The sequence below is a fragment of the Corynebacterium argentoratense DSM 44202 genome, assembly GCF_000590555.1.
GTDB classification, from domain to species: domain Bacteria; phylum Actinomycetota; class Actinomycetes; order Mycobacteriales; family Mycobacteriaceae; genus Corynebacterium; species Corynebacterium argentoratense.
On sequence record NC_022198.1, the window covers coordinates 1,050,993 to 1,077,018 of the forward strand.

Sequence of the window (26,026 nt, forward strand, 5' to 3'; positions counted from 1 at the left end):
TATCGCGCCTACGTGTTTTAGAGTTTGCGCAGCACCGAGAAGAACATTGCATCTGTACCGTGCTTGTGCGGCCACATCTGGACGCTGGGGTACCTACCGAGGTCCTCCATGCCGCACGCAAGCGGGTGTGCGTCTAGTTCCTCTACCTGCCCCTGGTTGTTTTTCAGCAACCGGTCGACAATCCCGCGGGTTTCGCGCAGATCTGGCGAACAGGTGGAATAGACCATGACGCCGCCGGGACGAAGCAAATCAAGCGCGGCGGAGGCCAGCGCGTACTGCAGGCCTGTGAGTTCGTCGATGTCTGATTCCTGTTTACGCCAGCGTGCATCGGGGCGACGTCGAAGCGCACCTAGGCCCGAACATGGTGCATCGACCAGAATACGGTCATATCCCTTGGCTAGCCCGCTGTCGCGCCCATCGGCGACGTGCACGTCTACGGGAAGGCCCTCACAGGACTTTTCCACGAGTGCAGCCCGGTGAGCTGCCGGTTCAACGGCGTCAACCCGTGCCCCGTCGACGCGCGCTAGCCCACCCAGCAAGGCTGCTTTTCCGCCGGGTCCTGCGCACAAGTCGAGCCAGCGCCCAGAGTCTTGACCGTTCGTGGGGGCCTCTGCGAGCGCACGGGCAATGACCTGGCTGCCCTCATCCTGAACTTGGGCGAGTGACTGCTTGACGGGCTCCAAGTCACCGGGGTCGCCGGATTCGAGGTAGACGGCGTAGGGGCTGTAGGCCCCCACTTCTCCACCGGTCAATACAGCAAGTTCTTCAGCGCTGAGCTCGCCGGGGCGGGCCGCCAAGTGAACAACCGGCCGTTGTGAATCGGCCTCGAGTGCTGCCTCGAGGTCATGCATGCCCAAGACTCGGGCGAAGCTCTGGGCAATCCATTCGGGGTGGGAGTGTCGAAACGCCAGACGTCCAAGTTCTGTGCTGGGTTGTAGGCGCTCAAGCCACACATCGACGTTGGTACGAGTGACCGTACGCAAAATGCCGTTGACGAAGCCTCGGGCCCGCTCCTGGCCAAGGAACACCACCAATTCCACGGTCGTGTCCACAGCTGCATGCTGGCCCACACGGGTGAACAACGATTGGTACACGCCCAGGCGCAACGCCGCGCGCACCTCCGGAGCCATGGACTGCAGTGAGCGGCTGGACACCTTGGCTAACACGGCGTCAACAATTCCCTGAGCACGCAACGTGCCGTAGAGCAATTCGGTTGCGAACGCAGCATCGAGGCCGCTAAGTTTTTCAGCGCGCAGCAGTTTCGGCAAGACCAGGTTGGCGTAGGCTCCGTGCTCGCTGACCTCAATCAAGGCGCCGACGGCAACGATACGCGGTGCATCTACTCTGCCGCGTTGCGCCTTGCTCGAGCCACGATCGTTGGAGCTGCGGCCGTTATGGCCACGGGCGCTCGGCGCTCGATTGCCGGAGCGGCGCTGGTTCGAGTTGGTTTCACGGGCTGGTGTGTGCCCGGCCGACTTATTCGATGATTGGTTCTGAGTGGAGCGTGAACGAAAGCCACCAGCCATGTTTAAGAAAACCTCATCCCATCAATGTCGGTTCCGCGCGCAAAGTCCTCAGCGGCCACCATTTTCTTACCCGGCGCCTGCAGCGCACCCAGTCGCACAGCACCATCTCCAGTGCCGACAAACACCGACGACTTGGTCGTCTTGATCAGCCCGGGCTCTAAGCCAGGCTCCTGCGCGGGTACAACCGGGCCGATCTTGAAGCGTTGATCTCCCAGTAGCGTCCACGCACCGGGAGCCGGCGTGTGCGCACGAATGGCGCAATCAATTGCCTTCGTCGACTGATGCCAGTCGATGCGGGCATCCTCCTTGGTTATCTTTGGTGCATAGCTCGCCTCGCCGGACTGGGCACGAAGCACGGCTGTCCCCCGGCCCAGCTGGTCCATCGTGTCGACGAGCAGTTCCGCCCCACGATAAGCCAAGCGTGTCAACAGATCATCGGCCGTATCAGTGCCTTCGATCGCGTACTCGCGCATGTCGATCACGGGGCCGGTATCCAGCCCTTCGTCGATGCGAAACGTGGACACGCCCGTGCTGGATTGACCGGCTTTGATCGCGGCTTGGACGGGGGCTGCGCCCCGCCACTGCGGCAGCAGGGAGAAGTGCAGGTTCACCCATCCGTGGGGTGCGATATCTAGTAGGTCCGGGGTGATGAGGTTGCCGTAAGCAACCACGGGAATGCAGTCGGGCGCAAGCTCTTCGAGCCTCTGCCTAATCTCCACCCCATCATCCGTATCCGGTTTAAGGCTGGTGGGGCGCAGCACCTCAATTCCATGCTCTAGTGCGCACTGGGCAACAGGAGAAGGCTGCAAGCTGCGGCCACGACCCCGCCGAGCGTCGGGGCGGGTCAAAACAGCAACCACGTCATGCTCGGAAGCCAGTAATGCTTCGAGGGCTACCACGGCGGGTTCGGGGGTGCCTGCAAAGACAAGGCGCATTAGATAAACCACTCCGATTCGCGAATCGTCTTCATTGCACGCTTCCTGCGTTCGGGAGTGAGGCGCTGCAGGAAGAGCACGCCATCGAGGTGGTCGGTTTCGTGCTGAATGCAGCGGGCAAGCAGACCTTTAGCCTTAAACTCCACGGGCTCGTTGTCCTTGGTGACGCCGCGAACAATCACGGCCTCATGCCGCTCAACCTCTTCGTACACACCGGGGATGGACAGACAACCTTCGCGGGCGAGGACCTTGCCGGGTTCTCCCTCTAGAGCCTCACCTTGGTCGTAGTCGGCCCCTTTGACCTCTTCGACCTCGCTGACGTCGATGGGTTCCCACACAGGGTTGATCACGTGCCCTCTAGCACCTGGGACCTCATGGGAGCAGTCGTAGACGAAGACGCGGCGCAGAACACCTATCTGGTTAGCTGCCAGGCCCACCCCCTGTTGTTCATCCATAGTGTCGAGCATGTCACTGACGAGCTGTTCCAGGCTGTCATCGAAAGCAGTGACCTCGTCTGCGCGCGTACGCAGCACCGGGTCACCGAATAGGCGGACGGGGCGAATACTCATGCCGACCATCCTAGCGCGCCAACTGTTGGGCATTGTCATCTGATCTGCACAGCGATTATCCGATGTTCAGCGGGTCGACCTGGACGCGCAGTGGCAGGTTCTCTTTGCGTACTGCTCGCTGCACAAGTGCGGATTTCAGTGCCTTTCCCAACGCATTGCGCGAAGCCAATGGGCAGCGAACCAGCATGCGTTGCGCGGGCCCATAGGTGCTTGCGTCGTAGTCGCCCGGAAGCGTCGTGCCGGGCGGCAAATCTACAGGCCCGAGGATTTCCGTTCCCGCCGGAAGCTCAGAGCTATGCTGCAGCGCATCAAAAAATACTCCGAGCGAGTGCTCGGGCCCATCCACCGCAGCCATGTGCGCTGCCGGCGGCAAGTGCGTGTCCGCCCGTTCAGCAAACTCGCGAGCAGCGGCGCCCGCGGCGTCAAAGCGAATGAGCGACTGCACCACCGCAAGACCTGGGTCTGCCACGACAACGACCTCTCCCCCACGTTCGTAGGGGCGCACCAATGACGCCGCGTTCATCCAACGCCCCAACGCCTGCTCGCCGGCCCGAAGGTTTTGCTGGCCCAGAAAAGCCCAAGTATCCAAGATGACCAGGGCGCCATATCCCTGCTCGGCGACAGGCTCAGCCCCTGGTGTCGCGATCACGATCCGTGGTGAATCGCCCACCTCGCCCACCACATGGGAACCTCCCGAAGCAACCACAGGGTAGCCAGGAAAAGCCCGCCCGAGTTCCTCCGCTGTACGCTCACTACCGATCACTACCGCGCGCAGCCGCATCGCGCCACACTCAGGGCACCGATAGCGAGCATCCGCACGACCGCACCACCGACACGTCGGGGCGACTGGCTCCTCACCCACAGCATGGGGCAGGCTCAGTGGGCCATGACAGTGCCTACAACGTGCTGGCTCCCGACAACTACCACACGCAAGCGTCGGGACATAGCCCTTGCGCGGCACCTGGAACAACACCGGCGCACCAGACTCTAGGGCCTTGCGCACCGCAGCGAAAGCCACACCGGGAATGCGAGCAGTGCGCGCGTGTGGGTCCCGATCCAACGCGGCGTCATTATCCCCCACTGCACGAATCCGCGGAGACACAGCACGTAGAACCGGGGCCGGGGCAATCAGATTGTGTGCCCAGCCACGCTCAACCAGCAGGTGAGTCTCAGCCGTGCGATGGAAACCACCGATAATCATCGCGCAACCCGACTGCGCGCTACGAGTGGTCAACACTTCCCGCGCATGCACATACGGCGCCCGCGGATCAACCAGGTTATCGTCGCCATCGTGCAAAAGCACTGCCAGTCGCAAATCAGCCACAGGCGCGAAAGCCGCACTACGCGTACCGATGACTATCCTCGAACGACCAAGCAATATATCCACGAAACGCCGGTAGCGGGCCTGTGGGCCAAGCTGGGAATTAAGGACCGTGATGTGCTTAGGGCTCACGTGCTGCGTACAGGCGTCCACCAAACGGTCAACATCGCGCTGATCCGGAACCACCACCAACACCCCGCCCCCAGTCAAAGCAGTTTTGACGATCAGTGCACTTAGCGCCTGCAACCAATCCCGGCCGGGCAGCATCTGCCACGCAGCACGCGCAGGCGCCCCACCCAAAACAGCATCAACAAAAGACTGGCCATGTGCGTAGGCCATCCAGTCAGACAAATCAGGCTCAGATACCCCGCCCAGCTCTTCCCAGGTCGTGGATGCCGCGAGGGCGGCCTTTTCTGCAGCGGCGTGGCGTGGCGGAATGGCTGCGCGAAAAATGTCGCTGCGGGTTCCGGCATAACGCAATGCCAAGGAATCAACCAGGCGCGCTGTAGCAGGCGGGTATACCACCAGCTCAGATATCACCCGGTCAATCCATGCAAGCTCACCGCTGTGGTCAGTATCTGACAGGCGCTCGATGATCAGCGCGTCAACTTTGCGGCCGGCGAAGCGGACACGGATGCGCACACCCGGCTGGGCTGCGGCGCTCAAATCCTCTGGAACCTGGTAGTCATAGAACCGGTCGAGCTGCGGAAGCCCCAACAACGGAACAACGCGCGCCACCGGCCTGTCTGAGGCGGGGACGCGCGGAGTTGTAGCCATAAGCCCGATAGTTTACACGGATACAGCCAGGGGGTTAGGCGATACCTGCGGCAGCTTTGAGCTCATCAACACGGTTGACCTGCTCCCAGGGAACGTTAAGGTCATCGCGGCCAAAGTGCCCATAGGCTGCGGTCTGTGCATACATCGGGCGCAAAAGATCGAGCTCGCGAATGATCGCGGCGGGGCGAAGATCGAACACCTTCTCCACTGCGGCCTGAATGCAGGAGTCAGTGAGCCCTTGCTGGGCGGTGCCAAAGGTTTCGACGTAGAGCCCAACCGGCTTGGCGCGACCGATGGCGTAGGCTACCTGAACCTCAGCGCGGTGGGCCAGGCCAGCTGCAACGATGTTTTTAGCAACCCAACGCATTGCGTAGGCCGCGGAGCGGTCCACCTTGCTGGGGTCTTTACCGGAGAAAGCGCCGCCGCCGTGGCGAGCCATGCCGCCGTAGGTGTCGACGATGATCTTGCGTCCGGTCAGTCCTGCGTCACCCATGGGGCCTCCGAGGATGAAGGAGCCCGAGGGGTTGACCAGCAGCTTAAAATGCTCGCCCAGGAGGTTCGAGAGGTTGCTTGCCTCGACGACCGGCTTGACCACGTTGTCCAGTAGTTGGGTGTACAACCAGTCTTGGCTGATGCCGGGGTCATGCTGGGTTGAGATGACGATGGTGTCGATGTACAGCGGTGTGCCGCCATCATCGTAGGCGAGGGTCACCTGGGTCTTGCCGTCGGGACGCAAGTGGTCGACGATGCCTTCTTTGCGGACCTCGGTCAGGCGACGTGCCAGCTTGTGTGCCAGGGAAATTGGCAGGGGCATAAATTCGGGTGTCTCGTCAGTGGCGTAGCCAAACATCAGGCCTTGGTCGCCCGCGCCGTTTTGGTCTTCAACCTCGGTGTTTTCGCCGCTGCGTACCTCAAGCGCGGCGTCAACACCTGCGCCGATTTCCTGGCTCTGCTCGCCAATGGCGACCGTCACACCACAGGTGGTGCCATCGAAGCCGACCTCGGAGGAGGTGAAGCCAATGTCGCGGAGCTTGTTTCGGACCAATTGGGGGATCTCAACGTAGCCGTCGCAGCGAACCTCCCCGACGACGTGGACGAGACCGGTGGTGACTACGGTTTCAACGGCGACGCGCGAGTGGGGATCGACTGCGAGCATGGCGTCGAGGATGGTGTCGGAGATCGCGTCGCAGATCTTGTCCGGGTGTCCTTCGGTAACCGATTCGGAGGTGAATAGGCGCACTGTGTTGGCGTTGTTGGCGTTGTCAGCCACGGGGTTGGTCCTTCCAGCCGCTGTTCGCGGCGCGAGGTGAAGCGCTTAAGGTGTTCGTAGCCAATTTAGACTAAGCGGTCTAGATGTGCAAGCTGTCGAGAATCTTCGACGCGACGACCAGCTTGGAGGCGCGTTCAACGTCGCTATATCCGCCGTCTTTATTAACCAGCCAGCCTGCGTTGGTGGATTGCCCAAAAACCTTGTTGACGCCAACCTCATTACACATCAACACGTCACACCCCTTACGCGCGATTTTTTGCTGCGCATACTCGAGCGCGCTGTACTTATCGTCGCCTGTTTCGGCCGCGAACCCGACGATCGTCAAGTCGGGGTTATCGCCCGCGTCCCGTTGTTTAACGACGGTCGCGAGGATGTCCGGATTTTCCATCAATTGGATACTGCGCAGCTCATTGGTGCTGCCTTTTTTAATTTTTGACGTCGCGGTGTATTCAGGCCGGTAGTCAGCCACTGCAGCAGCCATAATCAACACGTCGGCCGCGGCAGCGCCATCGGCAAACACTTCTGTGCGCACGGCGTCAAGCATGTCTTGAGCCGAACGAACAGGGACGATCCGCGCCGAAATCGGGGCGGGCATGTCATCGACGTTGCCAGTGATCAGCACCACATCTGCGCCCCGCTGAGCCGCGATCTCCGCCAGGGCGAAACCCTGTTTGCCTGAACTTCGGTTAGAGATGAAACGCACAGGATCGATGTCTTCAACGGTGCCGCCAGCTGTGATGACAACCTTTTGGCCGTCGAGGTCGCGCGCAAAATTAGCGCCATCTACCGCTGCCAGTGCGAGCTGATGGATCTGTTCTGGATCCGGCAAGCGACCTGGGCCAGAATCGCTACCTGTCAACCTGCCGTGGGCGGGATCAATAACAATGACGCCGCGGCTACGCAGGGTCGCCACATTTGCTTGGGTCGCGGGATGTTGCCACATTTCAGTATGCATGGCGGGTGCCACGACCACGGGGCACGTTGCCATCAGCGCGGTTGCCGTGAGCAGATCGGCGGCACGACCGGCAGCCAAGCGTGCGATGAGATCCGCTGTAGCCGGTGCTATGACCAATAGGTCAGCGTTTTTCCCTACCGAGACATGGCGGACTTCATCGACAGCTTCAAACACCGTCGTAGAGACCGGGTTGCCGGACAAAGCCTCAAAGGTAGCGGCGCCAACAAAGCGAAGCGCGGACTCTGTGGGTACCGCAGTGACATCATGGCCTTGTTCTTTGAACAGGCGGATCAGATTGCACGCTTTGTATGCGGCTATTCCCCCCGCCACGCCGACCACCACGTTCAACCGGGCAGGCTTGTCTGTGGGTTTGTGTGCTGCAGATTGACTCATGCTTTTCCTCATTATCAGCGGGCAGTCCGTGGACCGTTGATGGTGGGTTGAAAAAACCTCCCCGAGGCATGGTGCCGTGAGGAGGTTTTCATCGTGTTCGAAAGCTACGAGAAGCTAGCATAGGGCGCGGTGCGCGACCGAGCTGCAGTTAGCCTTCGACGTGCTCGAGCAGACCGCGATCGATTTCGCGGAGCGCGATAGAAAGGGGCTTTTCGTTATCCTTCGGGGTAAGAAGCGGCCCAGCGAACTCGAAGACACCTTCGTCAGACTGGTGGTAGTAGCTGTTGATCTGACGGGCCCGCTTAGCTGCAAAAATGACAAGCGCATACTTAGAAGAAACCTTCTTCAGTAGGTTGTCAATCGGCGGTGCGGTAATACCAATCGGATCATCGAAGATGGCATCGTTGACCGAATTTTCTTGGTTAAGGACGTTTGTCACATTAAGCCTTATCGGTTGGTTTGAGAAGAATAGTGCGAAGCGCGTCGACAGCTCGGTCGACGTCTTCATTAACCACCACGCTGTCGAACTCGTCTTGCGCAGCGAGCTCAGCCTTGGCGGTAGCGAGGCGACGTTCGATCACCTCAGGCGTTTCAGTACCACGACCGGTGAGACGCTCGACGAGAATCTCCCAGGACGGTGGTGCAAGGAACACGGTTTCGGCGTCTGGGCACAATGCCTTAATGGAACGAGCGCCCACCAGGTCCACTTCAACGAGAACCGGACGCCCCTCGTCCAGAGCATTCCGGATGGGCTCGGCCGGAGTTCCGGAGCGTTGAATGCCCCCATGGATATCCGCCCATTCGAGCATCTCACCTTGATCGATGCGACGCTGGAACTCGTCCTTGGTCACAAAGAAGTAGTCGACGCCGTCGACCTCACCGGGGCGAGGTGCTCGGGTAGTCATAGACACCGAAAAATATAGACCGGGAACTTCCTCGCGTAGACGCTGGACAACCGTGGACTTACCCACGGCAGAAGGGCCAGCTAGAACAACTAGCGAGCCCCGAGAATCGCCGGACATACCTGTGTGACCTCGCGGAATTATTCGCCGAAGCCGAAGCGCTCGAGGAGGGCGCGACGCTGACGCTCGCCCAGGCCACGAAGACGACGGGTCGAAGCGATCTCGAGCTCCTCCATGATCTCCTTAGCCTTGACCTTGCCTACCTTGGGCATAGCCTCGAGCAGTGCGGACACCTTGGTCTTGCCGATGATCTCGTCAGTCTGAGCCTGCTCGAGAACTTCCTTAAGGTTGGTGCCGCCGCGCTTGAGCTTTTCCTTCAGCTCTGCGCGTGCCTTGCGTGCCTCAGCGGCCTTCGCGAGGGCTTCCTTGCGCTGCTCATCGGTCAACTTGGGAAGGGCCACGGGGTTCCTCCATCTAGATTGCGGTTATATAACCGGGGATTATTGTTAATAGCTGCGGTGTACGCCCAAAATTTTAGGGCACAGCGTCGCGGACACACAGCATAGCGCCTTCGAATAAAAGGCTGACCATTGCGCCTAAGTTGCAACGGTTTGTTCCGCGAAGCTTGGATCAGTGTAGCACCATCGTTATAAAAACACAGGTCGCTACCCCATTGTGCCAGCTCACCGGCTTGATTGAAACTACCTAGCACGATCAAAAATTGCCGCTGAACTGCGCTTTTACTGCGGTATTTTTATCGCTTTTCATGGAGCACTCAAGCGTGTTGCATCCCCCTAGTTGTGCCCCGCCCCGAGGTATTGTTGGACGGGTGATCGGTGTTATCCAGGGTTTTAGCATTATCTTCGCGGTGATAGCCGTCGGCTACGTGCTCGCACGTCTGCGCATCATCGGTGGAGATGAGCAAAGGCTGGTGCTCAACCGCGTAGCTTTTTTCGCCGCAACACCTGCGTTGTTGTTCACCGTCGTCGCACAATCCCCCGTCCACCACTTGTTTTCTCCAGTCATTGGTGTCCAGGCACTGAGTGCAATTCTGACCGCTGGGGTCTTTGTACTGCTATCCCTCAAGTGCTTCCCCTCCGACAAAGGCAGCACAGTCATGGGGGCCGCATCCACCGCGTACGTTAATTCCAACAACATCGGGCTTCCCGTCGGGATTTACGTGTTGGGTAACGCCGCCTATGTACCACCGCTGCTGGTACTCCAACTGGTGGTGTTCACCCCGTTTATTCTTGCCCTCATCGCCCCCGGTAAGGCCCTCGCTGCAGTGAAACAGGCGGTGCTGAGCCCCATCGTGCTAGCCACCGCAGCTGGTTTAGCCGTATCGATGAATCAATGGTCGGTCCCAGAACTCATCTGGGAGCCTCTGCACCTGTTGGGCGGCGCGTCCATCCCGATGATCCTCTTAAGCTTTGGCGCATCGCTCCGTGACGCCAGGCCTCTATCTGAGCCGCCTTTTAGGCGCGCTGCTCTCACCGGTACCGCGTTGAAAGTCGTCGGGATGCCAGCGATCTCTGCGCTCTTAGCCCTCGGCCTGGGTTTGAACGGTGATGCCCTCTATGCCTCCGTCATCCTGGCTGCACTGCCCACCGCACAAAATGTCTACAACTACGCCGCCACATACCAAAAGGGGACGGTGGTGGCCCGCGACGTCATCTTATTGTCGACGTTCATCGCTCTACCAGCAATGTTGATCGTGGCAATGGTCTTCGGCCGCTAGCGGCCATACCAAACCCCCGAGTCACGAGCGCCCACCCAGCAGTGTCCACTGGGTGGGCGCATAATGAGTGCGGATTTTAGGCGACGGGAAAGTCCCCTGCCGCTTGTGCTACAGCTGTGCGCAGAGCCTCAACATCGGGGCCGTGCTTAAGAATGCCGCGGGAGATATTCGGGAAAACAAGATGAGCACAATCCCCTGCGATGCGGGCGACGTCCCGCGCGCTACCGCCCTGAGCGCCCACACCAGGCATCAGGATGGGGCCATTAAGCCTATCCAACGCCGGCGGATTATCCAGCGTCGCGCCAACAACCACGCCCACATTGCCAACACTGCCCTGCTCTCCATGCGAAGCATTGGAATCGGCGGCACAATCAACCATCATCTGCGAGGTGCTGACGCCGCGGGGGTTAAGCGTGTCCTGCACCTGCCGGCCCTCAGGGTTGGAGGTCGCAGCCAATACGAATACCCCGCGACCGGTAGCTTCCGCGACATCTAACACCGGGTCGAGGCTATGGTAGCCAAGGAACGGAGACACAGTCACGGCATCGCTGCACAAGGGGCTGGAGTCATCCAGCCACGCCGCCGCATAACCAGCCATGGTCGAGCCAATGTCGCCGCGTTTAGCATCGGCGACAACCAAGGCGCCCGCATCCCGCAGGTCTGCAATCGCTTGCTCCAACACCGCAAACCCTTGGCTACCGAAGGCCTCATAGAAAGCCACCTGGGGTTTAACCAAGGCCGCAGTGTCTTTGAAGGCCTCGACACAGATCTGGGTGAAGGTGCGTAAGCCCGCGACGTCAACACCCAATCCCCACGCTTTAAGCAACGCGGCATGAGGATCGATGCCGACGCACAGTCGACCCCCGCGCTTGCCAGCTAGCTCGACAAGACGATCGCCAAAGGTGAGAGCATCTCCCGACATTAGGCCTGCACCTGCTCCTCGGGAGCCTTGTCACCGGAGTGATCGATCTCTTGCAAAGCGCGAACGGACAAGTCACCGGCACGCAGGGCCTCAATACCCTGCACAGCGGCCGTGACGCCCTGAACGGTGGTGACCAGAGTGACGCCGCCGTTGACCGCCGCAGCGCGAATGTCGTAGCCATCATGGCGAGCACCGGAGGAACCAGCGGGCGTGTTGAGGATCAGATCAACTTCGCCGGCCTTGATGATGTCGACGATCGACCGGGCCTCTGGGTTCTCCCCGGACTCCTGCATGCGCTTGATATCAGACTGCTTAAACACGGTCTCACACTCGACACCATTGCGACGCAGCATACGGGCGGTACCGGCGGTAGCCAGCATGCGGAAGCCCAAGGCGGCAAGACGCTGGATAGGGAAAATCAAGGTGCGCTTGTCGCGGTTCGCGACGGAGACGAACACTGTGCCCTCGGTGGGTAGCGCGCCATAGGCACCGGCTTCAGCCTTGCCATATGCGGTACCGAAGTTGTCGGCCAGGCCCATAACTTCGCCAGTGGACTTCATCTCAGGGCTGAGCAATGTGTCCAGCATGTGCCCTTCCGGTGTGCGGAAACGGTTGAAGGGCAGCACGGCCTCCTTCACTGCGATGGGGGCGTCGAGCGGCAGGGAGCCACCGTCGTGATCGGTAGGGATCATGCCTTCCGCCTGGAGCTCAGGAATGGTTGCGCCGAGCATGATGCGCGATGCTGCCTTGGCTAGCGGCACGCCAGTCGCCTTGGAGACGAAGGGCACGGTGCGAGATGCGCGGGGGTTGGCCTCGATGACGTACAAGATGTCGTCCTTGAGGGCGAACTGAACGTTCATCAAGCCCTTCACACCAATGCCATGAGCCAGAGCTTCGGTGGAGCGACGAACGTTAGCGATATCTTCTTCACCGAGTGTCATCGGCGGGAGTGCACACGCGGAGTCACCGGAGTGAATACCGGCTTCCTCGATGTGCTCCATCACGCCGGCGAGGTAGACATTCTCCCCGTCGCAGAGGGCGTCTACGTCAATCTCGATAGCGTTGTCCAGGAATCGGTCGACTAGAACCGGGTGGTCAGAGGTGATTTCGGTTGCGCGATTGATGTAGTCCTCGAGTGAGGCCTCATCGTAGACAATTTCCATCCCGCGGCCGCCAAGAACATAGGAGGGGCGCACGAGCACCGGGTAGCCGATGCCTTCGGCCACTGCCTTTGCTTCTGCGAATGACGTCGCGGTGCCGAATGCTGGCGCGGGAAGTTGCGCCTTGCGCAGAACTTCACCGAATTCGCCACGGTCTTCGGCGAGGTCGATGGCTTCGGGGCTGGTGCCAACTACGGGAACGCCTGCGTCGCGCAGGCGCTCTGCTAGCCCAAGCGGGGTTTGGCCGCCGAGCTGAACGATGACGCCAGCCACTGTGCCAGACTCGCACTCAGCATGGTAGACCTCCATGACGTCCTCGAAAGTCAGGGGCTCGAAGTAGAGACGATCAGCGGTGTCGTAGTCGGTGGAGACGGTCTCGGGGTTGCAGTTGACCATGACGGTCTCGTAGCCAACGCGGGAAAGCTCGAGCGCTGCGTGGACACAGGAGTAGTCGAACTCGATGCCTTGGCCGATGCGGTTGGGGCCGGAGCCGAGGATGATGACCTTTTCACGCTCGGTCTGGGGGGCGACCTCAGATTCCGCAGCGGGATCAAGCTCGTAGGCCGAGTAGTGGTAGGGGGTCTTGGCTTCGAACTCGGCGGCACAGGTGTCGACGGTCTTGAATACCGGACGAATACCCAGGGACCAGCGCAGGCGGCGCACGCCGTCTTCGCCTGCAAATTCTGGGCGCAAAGCGGCAATTTGCTTATCGGACAGGCCGAAGTACTTTGCGGTGCGCAGCAGATCCTGGTCAAGAACGGGGGCGTCGATAAGCACCTGGCGGAAATCGACCAGATTCTTCAGTTCAGCGAGGAACCACGGGTCGATACCTGAGGCCTCGTAGACCTCATCGACGGTAGCGCCAAGGCGTAGCGCTAGCTCAGCATCGTAGAGGCGCCCTTCGGTAGGACGCTTGAGGTCTTCAAGCACAGCGGCCTTGTCTCCGGCGCGCTCCCCTGCGAAGCTTTCGTCGGGAACCGTCCAGAAACCATTCTGCTTGTTTTCCAGCGAACGCATGACCTTGCCGAGAGCGGCAATGTAGTTGCGGCCCAGTGCCATGGCTTCACCCACGGACTTCATGGTGGTGGTCAGGGTGTCGTCTGCGCCGACGAATTTTTCAAAGGCGAAGCGAGGCGCCTTGACGACGACATAGTCGAGTGTGGGTTCGAAGGCTGCAGGGGTCACACCAGTTATGTCGTTGGTGATCTCATCAAGGGTGTAACCAATGGCTAGCTTCGCGGCGATTTTTGCGATCGGGAAGCCGGTGGCCTTGGAAGCCAGGGCGGAGGAACGCGACACGCGCGGGTTCATCTCGATGGTGATCAGACGGCCATCTGTGGGGTTGATGGCGAACTGGATGTTGCAACCACCTGTGTCCACACCAACCTCTCGAAGAATAGCGATGCCCTGGTTACGCATGATCTGGAACTCACGGTCGGTCAGGGTCATGGAGGGGGCGACGGTGACGGAGTCGCCGGTGTGCACGCCAAGTGCATCCACGTTTTCGATGGAGCAGACCACGACGCAGTTGTCATTGGCGTCGCGCATCAACTCGAGCTCGTATTCCTTCCAACCGAGGATGGATTCCTCAATCAGAACGTTGGCTTCGGGGGAGGCTGCGAGGCCGCCACCTGCGATACGTTCAAGATCTTCCTCAGTGAAAGCAAGGCCAGAGCCTAGACCACCCATGGTGAAGGAGGGGCGAACCACGACCGGCAGACCGAGTTCTGCAACGGTCTCGCGGACTTCGTCCATATTGTGGCACACGCGAGAACGGGCAGATTCTCCACCGATCTTGGCAACAATGTCTTTGAACTTCTGACGGTCTTCACCGCGTTCAATGGCGTCGATGTCGGCACCGATGAGTTCAACGTTGTACTTCTTCAGGCTGCCGCGGCGATCGAGTGCGATGGCTGCGTTGAGAGCAGTCTGCCCACCGAGGGTAGCGAGTACCGCATCGATGGGGTGACCCTGCTCGATTTCGCGCTCGAAAATCTTCTCGATGTATTCGGGCTGTATCGGCTCGACATAGGTGTGATCGGCGAATTCTGGGTCGGTCATGATCGTTGCCGGGTTGGAGTTGATCAGTGTGACCCGCAGGCCTTCTTCTTTCAGCACTCGGCATGCTTGGGTGCCGGAGTAGTCGAATTCGCAGGCTTGGCCGATAACGATCGGGCCAGAACCGATGACGAGAACGTGGTTGATATCGTTGCGCTTCGGCATTTACTTGGCACCTTCCATAAGGGCGATGAATTGATCGAACAAGGGGTTTGCGTCGTGGGGTCCTGCAGCAGCTTCTGGGTGGTACTGCACCGAGTACGCGCTGCCATCGACGAGGGCCACGCCCTCCACGACGTCGTCATTAAGGCAGGTGTGGGTGACTTGGGCAGGGCCGAAGTCAGTGTCGAACACTTCGCCAGCCTTCCCCTTAAGTGCAAAACCGTGGTTCTGAGCTGTGATATCGATTTTGCCCGTGAGGTGGTTCATCACCGGCACGTTAATGCCGCGGTGGCCGAACTTGAGTTTGTAGGTTTCCATGCCGAGTGCTCGGCCGAGGATCTGGTTGCCGAAGCAGATGCCGAAGAAAGGAATTTTTGCTGCGAGCACTTCACGAACGACCTCTACCATGGCGTCGGCGGTTGCGGGGTCACCAGGGCCATTGGAGACGAAGACGCCGTCCGGGTTGTGTTCCTTGATCTTGTCAAAGGAGGTATTGGCAGGAACAACAACGGTGCGGATACCGCGAGCAGCAAAATTTCGAGGCGTGTTGGTCTTAATCCCCATATCGAAAGCAACCACGGTGTATCGTGCTTCCCCCTCTGGTTCGACGATGTAGGTGTCGTCAGCAGACACATCGCCAGCGAGGTCGGCGCCCTTCATAGAGGGTTGGGAGCGCACGATCTCAAGTAGCTCCTCCTCGCTGTGCGCAGCGTCCTGCCCGCTGAAGATGCCGGCAGCGATGGAGCCTTCACTGCGCAGCGCACGCGTGAGTGCTCGAGTGTCGACGCCGCGAATACCGATGATCCCCTGCGACTTCATTTCCTCTTCGAGGCTACGCGCAGAGCGCCAGTTGGATACGCGCTGGGCTAGGTCGCGGATAACTAGGCCGGCAACCCAAATCTGGTCGTTGCGGGATTCGCCATCTTCATCGTTCCAGCCAGTATTACCGATCTGTGGTGCGGTGCACACCACGATCTGACGGTGGTAGGACGGGTCCGTCATGGTTTCCTGGTAACCGGTCATGCCGGTGGTGAAGACTGCTTCACCGAGTGTTGTGCCTTGAGCGCCGAAGGCGAATCCTCGATAGGTTTTGCCGTTGGCGAGAACCACGATCGCGGGGGTGAACTTGTCTGTCACGGTGTCATCTTTCTGGTTGTGCTGGGCACTCACTGCTATTTTCCTTCTACTCGCGGTTCAGCTGAGGCCTGAGTCTGCTGGTCGTCTTCGAGGCTGTATGTCACGTGTCCGCGAAGCAACGTGGCGGTGACGCGGGTGCTAAATTCCATGCCCTCGTAAGGCGTGTTGTTGGACTTTGATCGCATGTCTTCGCCGTTAGCAACCCACGTGTGGTTGGGGTCGACGAGGGTGAGATTGGCTGGCTCGCCCACTGCAATCGGGCGACCATGGCCGGGAAGGCGGACGATTTCGGCGGGCCGCTCGGACATGACCTTTGCTACGAAACGCCAGTCGGCAAGCCCCTGCTTGACGAAGAGGTCAGCGATGATGGCCAGCGAGGTTTCTAGCCCGAGCATGCCGGGGCGCGCCTTTTCGAATTCGCAGCACTTGTCTTCACTGCCGTGGGGTGCGTGGTCGGTTGCAACGCAGTCGATGGTGCCGTCAAGCAGCGCTTCGCGCAGAGCGATGGTGTCGTGCTCTTCACGCAGGGGTGGGTTGACGCGATTGACGCCATCGTAGGTGTCTAGGCGCTGGTCGGTGAGAATGAGGTGGTGCGGTGTCACCTCAGCGGTCAAGGAGATGCCTTGGCTCTTGGCCCATTTGAGGAGTTCAACGGTTCCCGTAGTGGAGGCATGACAGATATGTACGCGGCCCCCGTAGTCTCGGCCGAGAAGCGCGTCGCGGGCGACGATCATTTCTTCAGCAGCACGTGGCCAGCCTCGAAGACCCAGGCGGGCCGCCATGTCACCTTCGTGAGCTACCGCCCCCTCAGTCAGGTGGGGTTCTTCGCAGTGTTGGGCGAGCAACACATCGGCAGCGCGGGAATACTCAATCGCGCGGCGCATGAGCTGGGGGTTAGCCACGCAGACGCCGTCGTCAGAGAACATGCGCACCTTGGCTTCGGAGCGCGCCATCATTCCGAACTCAGTGAGCTCTTTACCTTGCAGACCTTTAGTAATGGAGCCGACGGGGTGAACGTCGCACAGTCCAATCTGTTGGCCTTTGGCCCACACGGATTCCGCGATAATCGGCTGGTCCATGACGGGGATGGTGTTGGCCATAGTGAACACGGCTGTGAATCCACCCTTGGCTGCAGCTGCGGAACCGGTTGCGATGGTTTCGGTGTCTTCCCGACCTGGTTCCCGGAGGTGGACGTGAATATCGACTAGGCCTGGCAGCAACACCGCGCCATTGCCTTCGACAACACGATCAGCCTGAGTATCCGACGCGGCGTCAACATCAGTGATCACGCCGTCTTCGATGACAATATTGACGCCGTCGGTCTCGCCGTAGGGTTTAACGTTACGGATCAACACGGTGCCGGCAAAGGGGGCAGCCAAGGTACCAGTAGCTGGGTAGGATGCTGCGTTGTCGGCGGTGCTCTTGCCGCCTAGTTGCGAATCTGCTGTGTTCATTACTAGAAGGTCCCTTCGCTGGTGTTTCCGCCGACAAGCAAGCTAAACAACACGGCCATGCGGACATGTACGCCATTGTTTACCTGTTGCAGCACTGCAGACTGCGGGGCGTCAGCCACCGCGTAGTTAATTTCCATACCGCGCAGCATGGGGCCGGGGTGCATCACCACAGCGTGTGGCTGCAGGCGCGCCAAACGCTCTTTGGACAGCCCATACAGCGTTGCGTATTCGCGATGTGAGGGGAAGAAACCACCCAGCATGCGCTCCTGCTGCACACGCAACATCATCACCACATCGGCGTCATGCAACTCGGAGTCCATGTCGAAACTGGTGCGCACCGGCCAGGTATCCACTCCAGCGGGCATCAACGTCGGGGGTGCAACCAGCACGACTTCCGCGCCGAGGGTAGTCAAAAGGTCAACGTTGGAACGAACAACCCGCGAATGCAAGCAATCGCCGACAATAACTACCTTGAGTCCCTCTATGCGGCCGAGACGCTGACGCATGGTGACCGCGTCGAGCAAAGCCTGAGTCGGATGCTGGTGCGCGCCATCACCGGCGTTAATCACGCTCGGTCCCACGCCTGTCGCTGGGTCTACAACCCACTCAGACAATTGCTGGGCGGCACCGGAAGAAGGGTGGCGGATGATAATCGCGTCTGCGCCAATAGAGCGCAACGTCAGCCCAGTGTCTTTAAGGGACTCGCCTTTTTTCACCGAGGAAGATGAGGCAGAAATGTTGATCACATCTGCGCTCATCCACTTTCCAGCGGTTTCAAAGGAGGAACGGGTACGCGTCGAATTTTCGTAGAAGAGGGTAAAGATCGTGCGGCCCCGCAAGGTCGGCAGCTTCTTAACCTCCCGATCTGACAAAGCCTCGCGGAAGCGATCGGCCTCATCCATCAACCCGATGATTTCATCGGCTGACAGATCCCCAATGTTTAGCAGGTGTTTCATCAGAATTGTTCTCGATTCTGTTGTGCCTCACAGCTATCGCCGGCCGATTGTGTGGAGTGCCGCAACAGCACCACGGCGTCATCACCATCGATTTCTTCCAGGCGGACTTCGACGTCCTCAGTACGGGACGTGGGTATGTTTTTGCCCACGTAATCTGCGCGGATCGGCAGCTGGCGGTGCCCCCGATCCACCAGTACAGCAAGCTGGATCTCTTCAGGACGTCCCTCGTCACGCAGGGCATCCAAGGCTGCGCGAATTGTGCGCCCCGAATACAGCACGTCATCGACCAACACGACCGTGGTACCATCCACTCCACAATCCGGGATGTGCGTCGGCCGCAGAGCCCGGTGGGGTTTTGAACGCAGATCGTCACGATACAACGTGACATCAATTGCCCCGGTCGGAACATCCACCCCCGAAAATTCCGAAATTCTGTCCGCCAAACGGCGAGCCAAGGGAACACCCGCAGAGGGAATACCCAACAACACGACCTTCCCAGCGCCGTGGGCGTCGAGAGCAGTCTTTTCTATAATCTGGTGCGCGATGCGCGCGATCGTCCGAGACACATCATCTGCAGACAGCAGCTCTGTGACATCGACACGTTCAATGTCGCTCATCGTGACCTCCTTCCCCGCCTCTCAGTGCGGTCCGTTAAAGGATGTCTGACAGTCTCCAACATTATCAGCACGGGCGCACTCTAACCACCCCAAGTTTATGTGTGCCTGCCCACGCCCCGCACGCTTTCGTGCACAATGGGTGGGGTGAGTATTGAAACCAGCCACTTCATCCCCTACCCGCGCACCATCGTATGGGACTGGCACAGCATGCCGGGGGCAGTCGTCAGGCTAACCCCACGCAACGTGCCTATGCAGCCGGTTCAACAAGCAGACAACCTGGCCAGCGGCCTCACGCGATTCAGTCTGCCAGCTGGGCTTGTGTGGGACGCACAGCACGAATTAGCCGGCTACCGAAAAGGCCATCAATTCGTCGATGTCTGCACTAGTGCTCCAATCAAGCTTTTTTCCCAGTGGCGCCACGTCCACACGTTTAAAGATGAAGGCCCCAGCGGCACCACGATCACCGACAGCGTGAGCACGCGAGTACCGGCACGGGCACTCAAGAGCCTGTTTGCCTTCCGCCAGCACGCACTGCTCGGCGACCTTAACGCTCTAGCGCGAATCAACGCGACCGCGCCAGAGTCTATGTACGCTGATCCCTCAACTGACTCCGAGGCACTGCCCTCTGTATTGTCACTGGGTCTACCCGATAATCGCAGACTTCGACCGCTGACCGTTGCTGTCACCGGCTCGCGGGGTTTAGTTGGCCGCGCACTGACAGCTCAACTCACCACAGCCGGGCACAAAGTCATTCAGCTGGTTCGAGGCGATGCCAAACCCGGACAACGCCATTGGACCCCCCAGCGCCCCGACCCAGATCTTCTTGATGATGTCGACGTCCTTGTCCACCTAGCCGGGGAACCACTGCTAGGCCGTTTCAACGATGAGCATAAAAAAGCCATCTACGATTCCCGGGTGTATCCCACCTCCAAGCTCGCTGAAGTCGTCGCATCTAGCCCTCGCTGCGCCACGATGGTGTGCGCCAGTTCGATCGGTTTCTACGGTGCAGACAGGGGCGAAGAAAAACTCAGCGAAGACTCTTCGGCTGGCGAGGGTTTTCTTGCCACAATGGTTCAAGACTGGGAAGACGCCTGCGAGCCCGCCCGGGAAGCCGGTAAACGCGTCGTCAACATTCGCACTGGCGTTATTCTGGCAGCCAACGGCGGAGTGCTAGCAGTACTCAAAATGCTCTTCAGCGCCGGTTTAGGCGGGCCTTTCGGAGAGCGGAACCCATGGTTTTCTTGGATCAGCTTAGATGATCTGACAGATATTTACCTGCGGGCAGCCATAGACCCCGCGATTGAGGGGCCAGTCAACGCTACCGCCCCCAATCCCGTGCCCAATACCAAGATGGTGTCCGCACTTGGTGCCGAGCTCAATCGTCCAACGATCATCCCGATTCCCTCGATCGGGCCCAAGCTGCTCCTGGGAACCGAAGGTGCAGAAGAACTCGCGTTGGCCAACCAGCGTGTGCTTCCATCCCGCTACCTAGAACTAGGACACGAATTCAGACACAGCGCCATTGAAACCTGCCTCGCCCACGAGCTGGGCGGCCAGGAACTGCTGAACAACGATCAAGGAAGCAACGATGCCGACTAACTCCACCAATGATAGCGCCCACCCCGATGCTTGCACTCCAGTAGATGCTGAGCGCATTCGAGCGTTCACATACAAGCTAGGCGTCACCGCAACACTCAACGGAAGCACCGTGGCCTACGCGTACCCGGAAGCAACCTTCGGCTTTTCCGTTCTAGACATTCCGCAGCAACCCCAGCAGCTGGTCAGCGAAGCCGTATGGTCTAGTGCTGTTCCCACACAAGATGCTCCCCTTGTTCTAGCGGCATGTAACGAGTGGAACCTCCACAACATCACCCCAGCATTGCATTTCATTGAACCTGGTGGGGACCACGCAGGTTACCTCGCATTGCGGATGCATCGTTCAGCGATCGTGGATGCGGGGTTAAGTGACAATCAACTCGGAGCTTTCATCACTACCACGATCGAACTTGGTCGGCGGTGCTGTGCATGGCTAGAAACCCAACTACCGAACGCCATCAATGCCGCTGATGTTAAAGGACAGTAAAAACCATGACTGACTCTCACGCTAAGCCCAGCGCAGCAAGCTCTCCAGGAAACGTCGAAGTCACCATGCAAGGTCTGTGCGATGTCATGGGAAACTTCGGAGTGACGCTTCACACACACGAGGTTGAACAACCCGATGCCCCAGAGGCCATGCATGCCCAAGTGGCCACGGCAAACCTCAACGGGTACAACATGTGCTTCGCGCTCATGGGTGGCGCATTCCTCGTTGTTAGGGCAGACCGCCAGTTAGACATCCCGAGCCAAGAAGGCGACCCTGTCCCCTACCTGGCATGCAACCAAGCTAACGCAATGGAGTTCGGCGCGAAATGCTGCATTTTCGACAGGGCAGACAACCTCCTGCTTCGGGTTGAACGAGAAACTATCATCGGTGCCGGGATGAATGATCAACAGCTAACCCAAGCCTTGCGCTCGAGCGTTGACTGCACGCTGCTGATCCAACAGCGCTTAGAACAAGCTATGCAGGCACTACGCGCAGCCGACTAAGGCAATGCCGCCTGTGCAGGCCACAACACGCTGAAGGGCCCTGGCTAGTTCCTCAACTAACCAGGGCCCTTCTCCATGCGCGTTATTCAGCGCTAGGTTGAACCTCTGCCTCAAAGTGGCCAGAATCGACGACCGGTTCGGATTCTGCAGCGGACTCGACGAGCTCAACATCATCTGCCTCAAACTCACCAGGGAGCTCAGTGACAGTATTCAGAGCACGGGCATCCAAAACCTCATCACTACGCTTAGCCATGGCATCGAGCACAGCATTGACGTAGTCAGGGGCGACCACGGTGGAGTACTGGGTAGCCAGCTCCACGGCTTCGGTCAGCGACACCGCAGCATCGACCTCGTCGTTGTACAGCAACTCCCAGGCGCACACGCGCAGGATAGCGCGGTCCATGGCGGGGATGCGTTCCAGAGTCCACTCAGCGGACAAGTGCGTCGAAATAGCGTCGTCCACAGCATCCAGCTGAGTAGCTACACCGGTCACGATCTCCCGGGTGTAGGGACGGACTGGAGCTGTTTCGGGAATCGGAAGCGAAGACAGGGTCTCGCGATCCTGAACGATAGCCACAGGGTCGATATCGCGAAGTTCCGCTTCATAGACAATCTCGACTGCGTGCGCGCGGGCACGGTAGCGTGAGCCCCGGCGGCGTTGCCGCGGAACGCGGCTGGACTGTTGATCCACCTGTGAATTCTCCACGCTTAGTTGTTCACGCGGGAGAGGTACTCACCCGTGCGGGTGTCAACCTTCAAAACGTTGCCGGTTTCGATGAACAGCGGAACCTGAATCTCTGCACCGGTCTCGAGGGTAGCGGGCTTGGTACCGCCAGTCGAGCGGTCACCCTGCAGGCCGGGGTCGGTGTGTTCGACCTTGAGCTCGACGGAGATCGGGAGCTCAGCGAAAAGGGGTTCACCTTCGTGGAAGGAAACCTGGACGGTGGTCTCTTCGAGGAGGAATCGGCCGGCGTCACCGAAGAGGTGGGGTGCTAGTTCGATCTGCTCGTAGGTCTTGGTGTCCATGACGACGAAGCTGGTGCCATCGTTGTAGAGGTACTGCATGTCGCGGCGGTCAACCGTTGCGGTCTCTACCTTCACACCAGCATTGAAGGTCTTGTCGGTCACCTTGCCGGAGACAACGTCCTTGAGCTTGGTGCGCACGAAAGCGGGACCTTTACCCGGCTTGACATGCTGGAATTCGATGATCTGCTGAAGCTTGTTGTCGATCTTAAGCACGAGACCGTTTTTGAAGTCGGCGGTGGTTGCCACTGGCTGAAACTCCCTCTATATAAGTATTAAAAAACCAAGACGCTACTCTACACGATGCGCAGCTCTTTGCCGACTTTCGTGATGATTTCCGGTGCACCTTCCCGAATGATCAGGGTGTCCTCAATGCGGACTCCCCCGCGGCCGGGCACGTAAATCCCGGGTTCGATGGTCAGCGTCATACCTGGTTCGAGCTCGCTGGTACCTTTGCGGTTCGAAGCATAGGGCGCTTCGTGTACGTCCAGCCCAATGCCATGTCCGGTGGAGTGCACGAAATACTCGCCATAACCTGCATCATTGATGACGTCGCGGGCTGCCGCGTCAACGTCCGTCAGCGGCGTTCCGGGAGTGGACGCCTCAACGCCGGCAAGCTGAGCGGCCAGCACGACGTCATAAATTTCCTTCAGGAATGGGTCGGGTTGGCCGATAGCAAGGGTGCGAGTCATATCCGAGTTGAAACCGCGATCGTGTGCGCCGAAGTCGATTGTGACAAGGTCGCCTTGTTCCAGGATTCGGTCGCCCGCCCCGTGGTGGGGCTTGGCGGAGTTAGGTCCCGAGGCGACGATGGTGTCGAAACTAGGGTGCTCGGCACCGAGTACTCGCATCCGGTACTCGAGGTCGGCAGCTACCTGGCGTTCGCTACGGCCCGCAGCTACTTCGCCAGCGGCCAACATGTCTTCGAAAGCCTGAGATGCGAGTGCTGCGACACCCCGCAGGCGCTCTAGCTCCAAGGGATCTTTGCGCAGGCGGATTTCTTCGATGACACCGGAAATCGGGACCAGTGTGATGTCCTCGGGTGCAGCCTCTTGTAGTGCCTCGAGTTGTTTGACGCTGACGAAATCTGCCTCGAATGCGACCCTACGCGGCCCGGTGATCCTGCTGAGCAATTCCAGGTCAACAGCCTTGGTTGCGATGACTTTTTCGAGGTCTGGAACCTCTTCTTCGATCTGGGTCAGGTAGCGGCCATCGGTCGCGATTGTTGCGGAGAGGTCTTTGTTGAGCAGCACGGCCCCATTGGAACCGCTGAAGTTAGACAGGTAGCGAACGTGTTTGAGGTGCGTCACCAGCACTGTGTCGATCCGTAACGCAGCCAATTGCGCGGCGAGGGCACGCCTGCGGTTGGAAAAGCGGGTGTCTGCAAGCATCGTCATCGTGGGGTCCATTCTTTCAGAGGTTGTGGCTAAAGTGCGGGCTAGTGGTGCACTAGTTAGCGTCGGCACATAAGTAACGCAATGCTAACTCATATCCCTGGGTGCCGCATCCAGCGATCACTGCGCGGGCGATCGGGCTCAGGTAACTGTGGTGGCGGAAGGGTTCGCGGGCGTGCACATTGGAGATATGCACCTCCACAAAACCCTGACCGTCAGCGATCTCCGCCAGCGCATCCCGCAGCGCGACCGACGTGTGTGTAAAGCCGCCGGGGTTGATGATCACCGCAGCCTGCTTGTCGGCAGCCTCATGCACGGCGTCGATCAAGACGCCCTCGTGATTGCTTTGCACGCAGACGAGCTCCGCGCCAAGCTCTTCGGCGCGCTGCTGCATCCCCTCGAGGACGTCCTCAAGGGTGGTGGTGCCGTAGATGTCCGGCTGGCGCTTGCCCAACCGGTCGAGGTTTGGTCCATTGAGTACGTAAATCAGCATGCGGTTCCTTAACACTGGAAAATGTTCACGGGCGTATGTGTGGGTCAGTCGGCTAAGGCCGCGTAAGCGTTGCGAAGTTCGTCGAGGTTGGCGTCCTCAATGCGGGTGGTTTCGCCGACATCGGTCAGTGCAACGAAACGGATGTGTCCATCGCGGTTCTTCTTATCACGTCCCATTGCGTTTAGTAGCTCATCGAAGCAGCCTTGCTCGTAGGTGGTGGGCAGCCCTATCCCCTGGAGCAGTGTTCGGTGTCGCTGCAGCAAAGCGTCGTCGATCAAGCCGCGGCCATGCGCAAGGTTGGCCACAAACATCATGCCTACGGCGACAGCACGACCGTGACGCCATTGGAACTGTTCGCGCAGTTCGACAGCGTGCCCAAACGTGTGGCCATAGTTCAGGATTTCCCGAAGGCCCGATTCCTTCAGGTCGCTCGCCACAACACTGGCCTTGACCGCCACACTGCGCTCAATCAGTTCTGGCAGGTAGCCGTCAACACGCAAGCAGGCCTGCGGATCGGTTTCGTAGCGTTCCAGGATCACGGGGTCAGCGATGAAACCGGTCTTGATAATCTCCGCCGAACCAGCAACGAGTTCTTCCTTCGGGAGGGTTGCAATAGCATCCAGGTCAATGAACACCGCATAGGGTTCGTGGAAGGAGCCGACCAGGTTTTTACCTGCCGCAGTGTTGATTCCTGTCTTGCCGCCGACCGCGGCGTCAACCATTGCAAGCAGCGTGGTCGGGACCTGGATCACCTTGATTCCACGCATCCAGGTTGCAGCGACGAAACCAGCAAGGTCTGTGGCTGCTCCCCCACCGAAACCAATAATGACGTCGCGTCGCCCAAAGTTTGCAGCACCCAAAGCGTCCCACAGGGTTGCGCACGTGCTGACGGTCTTCGCAGCCTCTGCGTCGGGGATTGGCAGCATATGGCATTCCAAGCCGCACTGTTCAATCGCAGCCTTTAGACGGAACAATAGATCGGTAGCTCCCCCCGGCTGATGAATAATAGCCACCTTGGTTGCACCCGGTGCCTTGGCAGCACATTCAGCGATGCGCGGAGCCAGGCCATGCTCAATAACAACCTCGTAGGGCGAAGCGGAGCTAACGTTAACGATCGACATGGCCGTCCTTTACTGAATCCTTTTGTGAGTCTTTCACTGCGTCAAGATGCGCAAGAATATCGGCAACAATTGCCTGGGGCCGCTTGCCATCAGTGCGCACGCGGTAACCCGAAACGGAGGAATACAAGGGACGACGCTGTTCGTGGAGCATCCGGTAGCGAGCCTCAGGATCATCGGCCGCCAAGACCGGACGGGAAGTGTCGTTGGCTGTACGGCGCACGCCTTCCTCCACGCTGACATCAATCCACGCGACGTCATGATCCAACAACAATTCACGGGTGCGTTCAGTAAGCACCGCCCCGCCGCCTAAGGACAACACACCGCCCATCGTCAGGGCCTCAGCGATAACTTCTGCTTCGACCTCACGGAATTTCTCCTCGCCCAAAGAACTAAAAACCTCGGAGCAGGGGGAGGAAAAACGCCGCTCGATCAACACATCAGAATCAACACAGGCGACATTAAGCGCGGTGGCCAAACGACGACCAATAGTCGTCTTGCCAGAACCCGGCATGCCGACCAACACCACTATAGGTTTAGGCATCTTCCATCACTCCTAG

The 26,026-nt window shown here is 59.3% G+C and carries 25 protein-coding genes; 4 read left to right on the plus strand and 21 right to left on the minus strand.

Translation table 11 applies throughout. The annotated features are described in order from the left end of the window. Nucleotides 1–17 precede the first annotated feature (17 nt). The 9 genes from CARG_RS05030 to mihF all read right to left on the minus strand — a co-directional run bounded on the left by CARG_RS05030 (nt 18) and on the right by mihF (nt 9,109). Nucleotides 18–1,526, minus strand: a complete 1,509-nt coding sequence (locus tag CARG_RS05030) for an RsmB/NOP family class I SAM-dependent RNA methyltransferase (protein ID WP_020976323.1) — start codon at nt 1,524–1,526, stop codon at nt 18–20. Between the two features lie 2 nt (nt 1,527–1,528). Beyond that, entirely contained in the window at nt 1,529–2,461 is a 933-nt protein-coding gene (fmt, locus tag CARG_RS05035) for a methionyl-tRNA formyltransferase (RefSeq protein ID WP_020976324.1), read from the minus strand. Then, the gene (locus CARG_RS05040) at nt 2,461–3,030 is read right to left on the minus strand and encodes a peptide deformylase (protein WP_020976325.1); all 570 of its coding nucleotides are present in this window, start codon (nt 3,028–3,030) and stop codon (nt 2,461–2,463) included. Before CARG_RS05040 ends, fmt begins: the two co-directional genes overlap by 1 nt. A gap of 55 nt (nt 3,031–3,085) precedes the next feature. Beyond that, on the minus strand, nt 3,086–5,128 hold the full coding sequence (locus tag CARG_RS05045) for a primosomal protein N' (protein ID WP_041746999.1): 2,043 nt from the start codon (nt 5,126–5,128) through the stop codon (nt 3,086–3,088). A gap of 34 nt (nt 5,129–5,162) precedes the next feature. Further along, nucleotides 5,163–6,368, minus strand: a complete 1,206-nt coding sequence (gene metK, locus CARG_RS05050) for a methionine adenosyltransferase (protein WP_041747476.1) — start codon at nt 6,366–6,368, stop codon at nt 5,163–5,165. Nucleotides 6,369–6,477: 109 nt separating this feature from the next. Next, on the minus strand, nt 6,478–7,746 hold the full coding sequence (coaBC, locus tag CARG_RS05055; protein WP_020976328.1) for a bifunctional phosphopantothenoylcysteine decarboxylase/phosphopantothenate--cysteine ligase CoaBC: 1,269 nt from the start codon (nt 7,744–7,746) through the stop codon (nt 6,478–6,480). Between the two features lie 148 nt (nt 7,747–7,894). Then, nucleotides 7,895–8,185 (minus strand): DNA-directed RNA polymerase subunit omega, encoded by a 291-nt coding sequence (gene rpoZ, locus CARG_RS05060; protein WP_020976329.1) that lies wholly within the window; start codon nt 8,183–8,185, stop codon nt 7,895–7,897. A 1-nt stretch (nt 8,186) separates the two neighbouring features. Beyond that, nucleotides 8,187–8,768 carry a guanylate kinase gene (gene gmk / locus CARG_RS05065; protein WP_041747000.1) on the minus strand — a complete coding sequence of 194 codons (582 nt, stop codon included), beginning with the start codon at nt 8,766–8,768 and terminating at the stop codon, nt 8,187–8,189. A gap of 20 nt (nt 8,769–8,788) precedes the next feature. After that, nucleotides 8,789–9,109 (minus strand): integration host factor, actinobacterial type, encoded by a 321-nt coding sequence (gene mihF, locus CARG_RS05070; RefSeq protein ID WP_020976331.1) that lies wholly within the window; start codon nt 9,107–9,109, stop codon nt 8,789–8,791. Nucleotides 9,110–9,477: 368 nt separating this feature from the next. Between mihF and CARG_RS05075 the strand changes: the two genes are divergently transcribed. Beyond that, nucleotides 9,478–10,386, plus strand: coding sequence for an AEC family transporter (locus CARG_RS05075; protein ID WP_020976332.1), 909 nt, complete (start codon nt 9,478–9,480; stop codon nt 10,384–10,386). Between the two features lie 76 nt (nt 10,387–10,462). Here CARG_RS05075 and pyrF read toward each other — a convergent pair whose 3' ends face one another. Genes pyrF through pyrR form a run of 6 tightly spaced genes read right to left on the minus strand, consistent with a single transcriptional unit; the run spans nt 10,463 to nt 18,852 of the window. Further along, nucleotides 10,463–11,308, minus strand: coding sequence for an orotidine-5'-phosphate decarboxylase (gene pyrF, locus CARG_RS05080; RefSeq protein WP_020976333.1), 846 nt, complete (start codon nt 11,306–11,308; stop codon nt 10,463–10,465). Further along, nucleotides 11,308–14,691: a carbamoyl-phosphate synthase large subunit gene (carB, locus tag CARG_RS05085; protein WP_020976334.1), complete on the minus strand. Its 3,384-nt coding sequence runs from the start codon at nt 14,689–14,691 to the stop codon at nt 11,308–11,310. Before carB ends, pyrF begins: the two co-directional genes overlap by 1 nt. Further along, nucleotides 14,692–15,858, minus strand: coding sequence for a glutamine-hydrolyzing carbamoyl-phosphate synthase small subunit (carA, locus tag CARG_RS05090; protein ID WP_020976335.1), 1,167 nt, complete (start codon nt 15,856–15,858; stop codon nt 14,692–14,694). It abuts the gene before it with no gap. Nucleotides 15,859–15,860: 2 nt separating this feature from the next. Beyond that, the gene (locus tag CARG_RS05095) at nt 15,861–17,279 is read right to left on the minus strand and encodes a dihydroorotase (protein WP_020976336.1); all 1,419 of its coding nucleotides are present in this window, start codon (nt 17,277–17,279) and stop codon (nt 15,861–15,863) included. Between the two features lie 2 nt (nt 17,280–17,281). After that, the gene (locus tag CARG_RS05100; protein WP_020976337.1) at nt 17,282–18,235 is read right to left on the minus strand and encodes an aspartate carbamoyltransferase catalytic subunit; all 954 of its coding nucleotides are present in this window, start codon (nt 18,233–18,235) and stop codon (nt 17,282–17,284) included. Then, nucleotides 18,235–18,852 carry a bifunctional pyr operon transcriptional regulator/uracil phosphoribosyltransferase PyrR gene (gene pyrR, locus CARG_RS05105; protein WP_020976338.1) on the minus strand — a complete coding sequence of 206 codons (618 nt, stop codon included), beginning with the start codon at nt 18,850–18,852 and terminating at the stop codon, nt 18,235–18,237. The genes CARG_RS05100 and pyrR overlap by 1 nt, the downstream gene beginning before the upstream one ends. A gap of 144 nt (nt 18,853–18,996) precedes the next feature. On the opposite strand from pyrR, the gene CARG_RS05110 reads away from it, so the two are divergent. Genes CARG_RS05110 through CARG_RS05120 form a run of 3 tightly spaced genes read left to right on the plus strand, consistent with a single transcriptional unit; the run spans nt 18,997 to nt 21,438 of the window. Beyond that, on the plus strand, nt 18,997–20,451 hold the full coding sequence (locus CARG_RS05110) for a TIGR01777 family oxidoreductase (RefSeq protein WP_020976339.1): 1,455 nt from the start codon (nt 18,997–18,999) through the stop codon (nt 20,449–20,451). Continuing rightward, a complete protein-coding gene (locus CARG_RS09640; RefSeq protein ID WP_020976340.1) occupies nt 20,441–20,935 on the plus strand; it encodes a YbjN domain-containing protein in 495 nt (164 codons plus the stop codon). The genes CARG_RS05110 and CARG_RS09640 overlap by 11 nt, the downstream gene beginning before the upstream one ends. Before the next feature lie 5 nt (nt 20,936–20,940). Further along, the gene (locus CARG_RS05120; RefSeq protein WP_020976341.1) at nt 20,941–21,438 is read left to right on the plus strand and encodes a YbjN domain-containing protein; all 498 of its coding nucleotides are present in this window, start codon (nt 20,941–20,943) and stop codon (nt 21,436–21,438) included. A gap of 82 nt (nt 21,439–21,520) precedes the next feature. Here the strand turns inward: CARG_RS05120 and nusB are convergent, their stop codons facing one another. Genes nusB through CARG_RS05150 form a run of 6 tightly spaced genes read right to left on the minus strand, consistent with a single transcriptional unit; the run spans nt 21,521 to nt 26,010 of the window. Further along, nucleotides 21,521–22,129, minus strand: a complete 609-nt coding sequence (gene nusB / locus CARG_RS05125) for a transcription antitermination factor NusB (protein ID WP_020976342.1) — start codon at nt 22,127–22,129, stop codon at nt 21,521–21,523. A 17-nt stretch (nt 22,130–22,146) separates the two neighbouring features. Then, on the minus strand, nt 22,147–22,710 hold the full coding sequence (gene efp, locus CARG_RS05130; protein WP_020976343.1) for an elongation factor P: 564 nt from the start codon (nt 22,708–22,710) through the stop codon (nt 22,147–22,149). A gap of 47 nt (nt 22,711–22,757) precedes the next feature. Next, a complete protein-coding gene (locus CARG_RS05135) occupies nt 22,758–23,870 on the minus strand; it encodes an aminopeptidase P family protein (protein ID WP_236620133.1) in 1,113 nt (370 codons plus the stop codon). Nucleotides 23,871–23,910: 40 nt separating this feature from the next. Further along, nucleotides 23,911–24,348, minus strand: coding sequence for a type II 3-dehydroquinate dehydratase (aroQ, locus tag CARG_RS05140; protein ID WP_020976345.1), 438 nt, complete (start codon nt 24,346–24,348; stop codon nt 23,911–23,913). A gap of 44 nt (nt 24,349–24,392) precedes the next feature. Then, entirely contained in the window at nt 24,393–25,469 is a 1,077-nt protein-coding gene (gene aroB, locus CARG_RS05145; RefSeq protein ID WP_020976346.1) for a 3-dehydroquinate synthase, read from the minus strand. After that, nucleotides 25,456–26,010 (minus strand): shikimate kinase, encoded by a 555-nt coding sequence (locus CARG_RS05150; RefSeq protein WP_052331902.1) that lies wholly within the window; start codon nt 26,008–26,010, stop codon nt 25,456–25,458. The genes aroB and CARG_RS05150 overlap by 14 nt, the downstream gene beginning before the upstream one ends. Nucleotides 26,011–26,026: the final 16 nt, after the last annotated feature.